Below are 9402 nucleotides of genomic sequence, written 5' to 3' on the forward strand. Positions count from 1 at the left end.
AATCCAGTTTATGTTTAAAAGAAAAGTATGAAAAAAGCAATAGATAAAATTTTAATTTTATCTATCGTTTTCTTTATCTTCTTTCGGTAAAGCATCTTTTCTAGATAGGTTAATACGATCTCTATCATCTATTCCAATCACCTTAACTAATACTTCATCACCTTCATTTAGAATATCTTCTACTTTCTTTACATGGTGATCTGCTAATTCAGAAATATGAACTAATCCTTCTTTACCTGGTAGAACTTCTACAAAAGCACCAAAGTTAGTAACTTTCTTCACTTCACCTAAATAGATCTTACCTACTTCTACATCTTCGGTTATCTTCTCTACTCTTCTCTTAGCTTCTTGACCACTTTCTTGATCATCTGCTGCAATGAAGACTGTTCCATCGTCTTCTATATCAATTTTAACACCGGTTTCTTCTATAATCTTCTTGATCGTTTTACCACCTGGTCCGATTACATCTCTAATTTTTTCAGAATCAATTTCCATAGTAATAATACTTGGAGCATAAGGTGATAATTCATTTCGTGATTCAGAAATTACTTCTAACATTTCATTTAAAATATGAAGCCTTCCTTTTCTTGCCTGTTCTAAGGCTTCCTTTAAAATCTCTTTAGATACACCTTTAATCTTGACATCCATTTGTAAGGCTGTAATTCCTTCTTCAGTTCCTGCTACCTTAAAGTCCATGTCACCATTAAAGTCTTCAATCCCTTGAATATCTGATAAGATTTGAACCTTATCTCCTTCTTTCATTAATCCCATAGCTATTCCAGCAACTGGTGCTTTAATCGGTACTCCAGCATCCATTAAAGCTAAAGTACTACCACAAATACTAGCTTGTGAAGTTGAACCATTAGATTCTAAAACTTCAGAAACCATTCGAATTGTATAAGGAAACTCATCGTGCCCTGGAATCATCGGCCTTAAAGCTCTTTCTCCTAAAGCACCATGACCTATTTCACGACGTCCTGGTCCTCTAATAGGTCCTGTCTCACCTACACTGAATGATGGGAAATTATAATGATGCATATATCTTTTAGATTCTTGGTCTTCTAATCCATCTAACATCTGTTCATCTCCAACAGCACCTAAAGTAGCCACAGTCATCGCCTGCGTCTGACCTCTAGTGAAGACTCCAGAACCATGAGTTCTTGGTAACACACCTACTTTACACCAAATAGGACGGACCTCATCAGTAGCTCGTCCATCAATTCTAACTCCTTCATCTAATACTACACTGCGGATATCATCTTTTAGAATCACATCTAAAGTTTGACTAACTACTTTCATCTTCTCTTGTATTTGTGCACCTTCTAACTCTTCGTTCTCATTAAACTTCTTTTGAAAATGCTCCTTAACCTCTGCCTTAACTTCATCAACTTCTTTATCTCTAGTAGCTTTATCTTTATTCTGTACTGCTTCTTTAAGCTTTGTACCTACATATTCTCTAACTTCTTTTTCAACCTCTTGGTCTTCAACGGTAACTAAGTCCACATCTGCTTTCTCTTTACCTATCTCATCTACTATCTTATCTTGAAACTTTATTACTTTTTCATTTACTTTTTGACCAAATTCAATAGCTTCGATCATATCTGCTTCTGAAACTTCATTAGAAGCGGCTTCTACCATCATTACGCCATCTTTATTTCCAGCAACAATTAAATCTAAAGGACTTTCTTCTTTCTGATCTAATGTAGGGTTAATTATAAAGTCATCATTAATCATACCCACATTTACTCCACCAATAGGCCCATCAAAAGGAATATCAGAAATAGCTAACGCAGCAGATGCCCCAATCATGGCTACTATATCAGGTGCATTATTATTATCAACTGACAAAACAGTTGCTATGATTTGTACATCATCTCTAAATCCTTTAGGGAATAGTGGACGCAACGGTCTATCAATTAACCTAGATGTTAACGTAGCTACCTCACTAGGTCTTCCTTCCCTCTTAATAAATCCTCCTGGAATCTTACCAGCAGCATATAAACGTTCTTCATAATTAATCATTAATGGAAAATAGTTAATTCCAGGTCGTGGATCTGCCATGGTAGCTGTCACCAATACAACGGTCTCACCATATCTAACTAAAACTGAACCATTAGCTTGTTGGGCTAAACTTCCTGCTTCAACAGTAATCTGTCTACCACCAAGCTCCATACTCCATTCTTTGCTCATATATCAACTCTCCTTTTCTTTTATAATTTATGCAATATGTAAAATAATTACTTATAGTAAAAAATGCTAAAATTTAAGAGCGGGATCTCCCGCTCTTAATTATTTAGCCTCTAAGTCCTAATTCATCAATTAACGTTCTATATCTTTCTACATCAGAATCTCTTAAATGCTTAAGTAGTCTCTTCCTTTTCCCAACCATCTTTAGTAGACCACGTCGAGAGTTATGATCTTTTTTATGCATCTTAAGATGCTCTGTTAACTCTTCAATACGAGCAGTTAAAATAGCAACCTGTATCTCCGGAGAACCTGTATCATCTTCATGACGCTTAAACTTTTCAATCAATTCTTGCTTCTCTTCTAATTCTAACATTACTGCTTCACCTCCCTAATTTTAATCCCCATTAACCAAGAAGTACGTTGGTGACTCGCGACTCCTAGTCAATGGTTTAAACTTCTATATAATTTTAACATAAAGTTATTAGGTTGTAAACTAATTTCTATTTTTAGTTAATAGTTCTTTAGCTTTTCTTATATCATTTTCAATTTGACTAATTAATGCTATTTCATCTTTAAAACATAATTCACCACGTAATCGTTTAATAAATTCTACTTCAATCTCTTGTTGATAAAGATTACCTGTAAAATCAAAAATATGAACTTCAATCGTAAATTCATGCTTATTAAATGTTGGCCGCGGACCTAAATGAGCTATTCCTTGCAATCGTTCATCACCTATGTGGGCATAGATAGCATAAACTCCAGTTTTAGGAATAACATAGTTTGTTACTGGTTTTAAATTAGCCGTTGGAAAGCCTAACTCTCTACCACGCTGGTCCCCATTAATTACTTGCCCCTCTAAAAAATAATTTCTAGATAAATACTTCTTTACATCTCCTATTTGGCCTTTTTTAATCAAATTTCTAATATAAGTACTACTAACTACCTGTTTATCGATTTTCACAGGGACTAATACCTCAACTTCAAAGTTAAACTTTTTTCCTAACTTCTTTAGTCTACCCACATTACCTAATCCTTTATATCCAAACCTAAAATCTTTTCCAACTATTATTTTTTTAGCATTAATCCCCTCAACTAGGTAATCCTTGACAAAGTCTTCAAAATGCAATTTAGAAAACTCATTAGTAAATTCCTCTAAAAACACTTTATCAATACCAAGCTCTTCTAAAATTTTAAATTTCTGTTCCCAACTAGTTATTAAAAATGGAGCCTTTTTAGGAGTAACTACACTCAAAGGATGGGGAGTAAAACTAAATAAAGCACTCTTGCAACCTAGCTCATCAGCACTCTTAATCGCTTCATTCAGAATTTGCTGATGACCATAATGAATTCCATCAAAAGTTCCTAAAGCTACCACTACCTCTTCATTCTCTGATTTAATTGAATTACCTCGAATCACTTCCATGTTAATCTCTCCCCTTTAACAAAAAAGTCTAACCGGTTTAAAGAGATCATCCTCGATGATTTTAGCATATTAATTATACCTTGCATTCATCTTTAACACTTAGCTTGCTTTTTAAAACTTAGATTCTAATTTGTCTATTACTAGCTCTTCAGCTTCTATTAATGGTAATTGAATAGTACATCCGGCGGCTCTAGAATGACCACCACCACCAAATTCATGAGCAAATTCATCAACTGGAAAGTAAGTATTCGACCTAAAACTAACTCGAGTTTTATTAAAACCCACTTCCTTAAAAAGGATTCCTACTTCTACATCTTTTAAGCTACGAGGATAATTTACTAATCCTTCTGTATCTTCCCAAGTAGCTCCTAGATGGTCTAATGTCTCTTGATTTATACTTATCCATGCAATTTGTTGTTGAGCAGCTATTTGTAGATTATTTAATGCTTCACCTTTTAATCTTAGGCTACTATAACTTTCAGTTCCATAAACCTGTTTAATTATCTTTTGAGTATCCACTCCAAGTTCTAACATATCTGCAATAATTCTGTGTGTTTCAGAGGAAGTATTTGAATATTTAAAATTACCAGTGTCAGTAATAATTGCCGTAGTAATTGCCATGCCAAAGTCAACCTGATAATTACTTCCTAACTCTATGGCCAAATTATAAATCAACTCACCAGTAGCAGAAACTGTGGAGTCTACATAATTATAGACTCCGTACTCATTATTATCCCCATGATGATCTATATTAATTATCTTCTCATCTGCTGATATAAGCTGCTGTACTTCTCCAATTCTTTCTAAAGTTCCACAATCTAAGGTGAAATACAGATCATAATCCTTTTTATTCATTTTAAAATCTAGTTCTTCATATAAATGTATGTCGTCTGTTCCATTTAAAAATCTTAAGTACTCTGGTACTGGATCAGCTAAAATAATATCAATCTCTTTAGCATAAGGTTCTAATAAATATTTTAATCCTAAAAGTGAACCTATGCTATCTCCATCTGGGCTAACATGGGAAGTCAATAAGAAGGTATCTCTTTTATCTATAAGATTAATCAAATTTTGATACTTTTTCATAGCACCCAATCCTTTTATTCATCATTTTCATTCTTCAAATCCTCTAAAATTTTAAAAATCTTAGTTCCACGTTCAATAGAATTATCATATCTAAATAGGATCTCTGGTGTATGTCTAAGACGAATGCGCTGCCCTAACTCACGGCGGATATAACCAATGGCATTCTCTAACCCTTCCATAGTCTCTTCTTTGACTCCTTCATCTTTATCATAAACACTAACAAATACTTTAGCATGTCTTAAATCACCGGAAACTTCAACATCAGTTATAGTTACAAATCCAATTCGAGGGTCTTTTATTTCATCTTGTAGTAACATTTGACTAATCTCTTTTTTTATTAATTCTCCTACTCTTCTTGGGCGATGATTCGCCATACCAAATCACTCCTATTAATTACAAGGTTCTTTTAACTTCTTCATAATCATATATTTCAACAACATCTCCTTGTTTGATATCATTGAAGTTTTCTAAACCTATTCCACATTCATAACCTTGAGAGACTTCACGTACGTCATCTTGAAATCGTTTAAGTGAACTAATATCTCCTTCAAATATAACTACTCCATCTCTTAATAATCTAGCCTGAGCATTTCTATTTACTTTACCACTTGTCACATAAGATCCCGCAATAGTACCTACTTTAGGAATACCAAACGTATCTCTAACTTCTACTCGTCCTAATACTATCTCTTTATAGTCTGGATCTAATAGTCCTTCCATAGCTGCTCTTATATCTTCAATAGCTTTATAGATTACACGATAAGTTCTAACGTCAACCTTCTCTTTTTCAGCTATTTGACGGGCATTATTGTCAGGTCTAACATTAAATCCAATTACAATAGCATTAGAAGCAGTAGCTAACATAATATCAGCCTCACGAATAGCTCCTACACCACTATGTACAACTTTAACCTGTACTTCTTCAGTGCTTTGCTGTACTATAGCATCCTTAACGGCTTCTACTGATCCTTGTACATCACCTTTAATAATTAAATTTAAATCTTTTATTTCTCCTTGCTGAATCTGTTCAAATAAGTCATCTAAACTTACTGTCTGCTTTTGGCCTAAATCTTGTTGTCGTTTTTTACTCTGACGATCTTCAGCTAAATTTCTAACTTCTTTTTCATCCTCTAATACTTGTAATAAATCTCCTGCTTGTGGCACAGAATTAAAGCCTAAAACTTCAACTGGAGTTGAAGGTCCAGCCTCTTCTATTCTTTCTCCTTGATCATCAATCATAGCTCTTACTCGACCATGAGATAATCCGGCTACTATTGAATCTCCTATTTTTAAAGTGCCGTTTTGTACTAAAACAGTCGCTACAGCTCCTCTACCTTTATCTAATTCTGCTTCTACAATTACTCCATTAGCTGGCCGATCAGGATTTGCTTTTAACTCCTCCATTTCAGCTACTAAAGTAACCATCTCTAATAGACCATCTATATTTTCTTTCTTTAAGGCAGATATTGGTACGCAAATAGTATCTCCGCCCCACTCTTCTGGTACCAAACCATACTCTGTTAACTCTTGTTTTACCCGTTCTGGTTGAGCATTATGCCTATCAATCTTATTAATAGCAACAATAATTGGAACCTCCGCTGCTTGAGCATGATTAATAGCCTCAACTGTCTGTGGCATAACTCCATCATCAGCAGCAACTATTAAAATAGTAATATCCGTTGCTTGTGCTCCTCTAGCACGCATAGAAGTAAATGCTTCGTGACCAGGAGTATCCAAAAATGTAAGCTTATCTCCATTAATATTTGCTTGATAAGCACCTATATGTTGAGTAATTCCACCTGCTTCACTAGCAGTTACATTAGCTTTTCGAATAACATCTAATAATGTAGTCTTACCATGGTCAACATGACCCATTACTGTAACCACTGCTGGTCTATCCTGTAAATCTTCAGGATTATCTTCTATATCTTGAACTAATTCATTTAATCCTAAATCTTCTTCTTTAATTTCTTCTTCAGGCTCAGTCGTAACTTCATAGCCATATTCATCAGCTATAACTTCAATAGTGTCTTCATCTAATTCTTGATTGATTGTAGCCATAATCCCTAACCCAATTAATTCCTGCATCAATGAATTGGGTTCCACCTCTAGCTTTTCAGCTAACTTCTTAACTGTTAATGAACTGTCAACTTTAATTACATTTTCCTCACTTTCATTCTCACCGTTATTTTTTTCTTGGTTATCTATATTTTTATTTTCATCTTGTGTATCTACATTAGGGGTACCATTAATATCTCCTGCTTCTTGGTCTAATACCATCTCCATTAATAATTCAGATGTCTTTGTGTCAATAGTACTCATATGACTACTTACATCTACATCTAGTTCATTTAATAACTCTATTACTTCTGAACTAGATAACTCTAAATCCTGAGCTAATTTATAAACTCTAACCTTTCCCATATTACACACCTCCAACTAATTATTCAGACTCCTCACTTAAATCTATCTCTGTAAAATCAAAATCAGAGCTGAGTTCTTCCGTTTCTACTTCCTCCGAACTTTCTATATCATCTAATACTTCTTCATCATCTAATGCTTTTTCTTCAACTTGTGATTCACTCTTGATATCTATTTTCCAACCAGTTAACTTAGCAGCTAACCTAGCATTTTGACCTTCTTTCCCAATAGCTAATGATAATTGATAGTCAGGAACAATTACTTCCGCTACCTTTTCAGTTTCTTCTACTTTTACTTCTAATACTTCAGCTGGACTTAAAGAATTAGAAATTAATTTAGCAGGATCTTCACTCCACCTTACAATATCTACCTTTTCATCATTTAACTCATTAACTACTGCTTGCACTCTCATTCCATTAGGTCCCACACAAGCACCAATAGCATCTACTTCAGAATCATTGGAATATACAGCCATCTTAGACCTATATCCTGCTTCACGTGCTATTGCTTCAATTTCCACAATTCCATCATGAATCTCTGGAACTTCTAACTCAAATAATCGTTTTAAAAGTCCTGGATGAGTTCTCGAAACTAAAATATTTGGACCTTTAGTAGTCTGCTTGACTTCTACAATATAAATCTTAATTCTTTCATTTGGTTCATATGCTTCATTAGGAATCTGTTCTGGTGGAATTAAGATAGCTTCAGTCCTACCTAGATCAACAATCACATTATCCTTATGATAACGTTGAATAATTCCGGTTAGAATATCTCCTTCTAAGTTTGCAAATTCTTCATAAACTATGTCTCTTTCTGCTTCCCGAATTCTCTGAATAACAACCTGTTTAGCTGTCTGATCAGCTATTCGTCCAAAATTACCAGGCGTAACTTCAATTTTAACCATATCTCCTAACTCATAATCAGGGGCTATTTCCTGAGCTTCAGCTAAAGAAATCTCAACATTGGAATCCTCTACTTCTTCTACTACTTCCTTATTGGAGTAAACATTTACTTCTCCAACATCCTCTTCAATGTCTATTTCTACATTTTGCACAGAACCAAAATTCTTCTTATAAGCAGACTTAAGTGCTGCTTTGATAGCATCCAACAACATTTCTTTAGGAATCCCTTTATCCTTCTCAATATCTTCTAACGCCCGAATCAATTCTACATTCATGCTAAACGCCTCCCTTAGTAATTCCTAAAAATCCAAAGCTAAATTAGCTTTTGCAATCTTAGCCCTAGGAATTTCGATAACTTCATTATCATCTGTTTTCAATTTAACCTTATCATCATGCATACCTAATAATTCTCCAGTAAATGACCGACTACCATCAACAGGTGCATATGTAGAAATATCAACTAAATGACCTGAAAATCTTATAAAATCCTCATCCTTCTTTAAAGGTCTATCTAAGCCTGGTGAAGAAACTTCCAATATATATGAATCTTCAATAAGGTCTTCAATATCTAGTAAGTTACTTATCTCTTTACTAACATTTTGACAGTTTTCTAAAGTTATACCTGCTTCATCATCAATAAAAATTCTTAAAATCCAATTTTGACCTTCTTTTTGATATTCTACATCTACTAGCTCTAATTCTTCTTCTTTAATAATCGGCTGAGCTAAATCGAAAACATAATCCTCTGTCTTCTTCCCCATCTAATTGTTCCCTCCTTTTCTTTTTAGTCTTCCCTAAAGGCTTTGCATTATTCTATTACAATGCTCACTACATTACTACGAGTCTAATCTTTAAATCTATCTTTAACTCACCTAAAAAAGATGATTTTTTTGATTAACAACAAAGGAAAGAGTGGGTCAAACAACTCGCCCCCACTCTTACCATTACTAAAAATATATACATTATGTCCACATAACATTTTAGCATATTCTCCAACTCTTTGCAAGTTTAATAATGATTAACTAAATAATTGAGAATTGCAAGGTTAAATGCACGGTTTTTCTAAAAAAATTGTCCTCTGTTTATTTATCCAAAATTTTACATAAAAATAAATGATCTGCTTATCTATAATAATTATATATCAATACTTTAAATAATAATTCATTTGTTTTCCCTACAAATACTCAAAATATATTTTTTAAATCTGTCAAGGACGTGCGATAGCACGGGCAAAGCCTTTATCCTTGTACTGATCTAAAAAATATTTTATAATCTTCAGCTAAGGAAAACAATTAAAATTGTATCTGATTTTACTGTGGTATTTAGAATAAAATTATATTTGTTAAGCAACCGATATTTTTTCTTTAAATATTTCTCTAG

General features: G+C 33.7%; 8 protein-coding genes. All 8 read right to left on the minus strand.

All coding sequences use genetic code 11. The features are described 5' to 3' along the window. Window positions 1-57 precede the first annotated feature (57 nt). Window positions 58-2190, minus strand: coding sequence for a polyribonucleotide nucleotidyltransferase (gene pnp / locus B5D41_RS01335; RefSeq protein ID WP_078808795.1), 2133 nt, complete (start codon window positions 2188-2190; stop codon window positions 58-60). 103 nt (window positions 2191-2293) lie between these two features. Further along, a complete protein-coding gene (gene rpsO / locus B5D41_RS01340; protein ID WP_078808796.1) occupies window positions 2294-2560 on the minus strand; it encodes a 30S ribosomal protein S15 in 267 nt (88 codons plus the stop codon). A 120-nt stretch (window positions 2561-2680) separates the two neighbouring features. Further along, the gene (locus B5D41_RS01345; RefSeq protein WP_078808797.1) at window positions 2681-3613 is read right to left on the minus strand and encodes a bifunctional riboflavin kinase/FAD synthetase; all 933 of its coding nucleotides are present in this window, start codon (window positions 3611-3613) and stop codon (window positions 2681-2683) included. A gap of 111 nt (window positions 3614-3724) precedes the next feature. Continuing rightward, window positions 3725-4699: a DHH family phosphoesterase gene (locus tag B5D41_RS01350; RefSeq protein ID WP_078808798.1), complete on the minus strand. Its 975-nt coding sequence runs from the start codon at window positions 4697-4699 to the stop codon at window positions 3725-3727. A gap of 14 nt (window positions 4700-4713) precedes the next feature. Next, window positions 4714-5073, minus strand: a complete 360-nt coding sequence (gene rbfA, locus B5D41_RS01355; RefSeq protein ID WP_078808799.1) for a 30S ribosome-binding factor RbfA — start codon at window positions 5071-5073, stop codon at window positions 4714-4716. Between the two features lie 19 nt (window positions 5074-5092). Continuing rightward, window positions 5093-7123, minus strand: a complete 2031-nt coding sequence (gene infB / locus B5D41_RS01360; protein ID WP_143555627.1) for a translation initiation factor IF-2 — start codon at window positions 7121-7123, stop codon at window positions 5093-5095. 19 nt (window positions 7124-7142) lie between these two features. Next, window positions 7143-8297, minus strand: coding sequence for a transcription termination factor NusA (nusA, locus tag B5D41_RS01365; RefSeq protein ID WP_078808801.1), 1155 nt, complete (start codon window positions 8295-8297; stop codon window positions 7143-7145). A gap of 24 nt (window positions 8298-8321) precedes the next feature. Beyond that, window positions 8322-8783 (minus strand): ribosome maturation factor RimP, encoded by a 462-nt coding sequence (gene rimP / locus B5D41_RS01370; protein ID WP_078808802.1) that lies wholly within the window; start codon window positions 8781-8783, stop codon window positions 8322-8324. Window positions 8784-9402: the final 619 nt, after the last annotated feature.

The sequence above is a fragment of the Selenihalanaerobacter shriftii genome, assembly GCF_900167185.1.
In the GTDB taxonomy this organism is placed as follows: Bacteria; Bacillota; Halanaerobiia; order Halobacteroidales; family Acetohalobiaceae; genus Selenihalanaerobacter; species Selenihalanaerobacter shriftii.

Excerpts from the sequence above, each read along its gene's own strand:
- pnp (WP_078808795.1), bottom strand. The coding sequence starts at position 2,190 with ATGAGCAAAGAATGGAGTATGGAGCTTGGTGGTAGACAGATTACTGTT.
- rpsO (WP_078808796.1), bottom strand. The coding sequence starts at position 2,560 with ATGTTAGAATTAGAAGAGAAGCAAGAATTGATTGAAAAGTTTAAGCGT.
- B5D41_RS01345 (WP_078808797.1), bottom strand. The coding sequence starts at position 3,613 with ATGGAAGTGATTCGAGGTAATTCAATTAAATCAGAGAATGAAGAGGTA.
- B5D41_RS01350 (WP_078808798.1), bottom strand. The coding sequence starts at position 4,699 with ATGAAAAAGTATCAAAATTTGATTAATCTTATAGATAAAAGAGATACC.
- rbfA (WP_078808799.1), bottom strand. The coding sequence starts at position 5,073 with ATGGCGAATCATCGCCCAAGAAGAGTAGGAGAATTAATAAAAAAAGAG.
- infB (WP_143555627.1), bottom strand. The coding sequence starts at position 7,123 with ATGGGAAAGGTTAGAGTTTATAAATTAGCTCAGGATTTAGAGTTATCT.
- nusA (WP_078808801.1), bottom strand. The coding sequence starts at position 8,297 with ATGAATGTAGAATTGATTCGGGCGTTAGAAGATATTGAGAAGGATAAA.
- rimP (WP_078808802.1), bottom strand. The coding sequence starts at position 8,783 with ATGGGGAAGAAGACAGAGGATTATGTTTTCGATTTAGCTCAGCCGATT.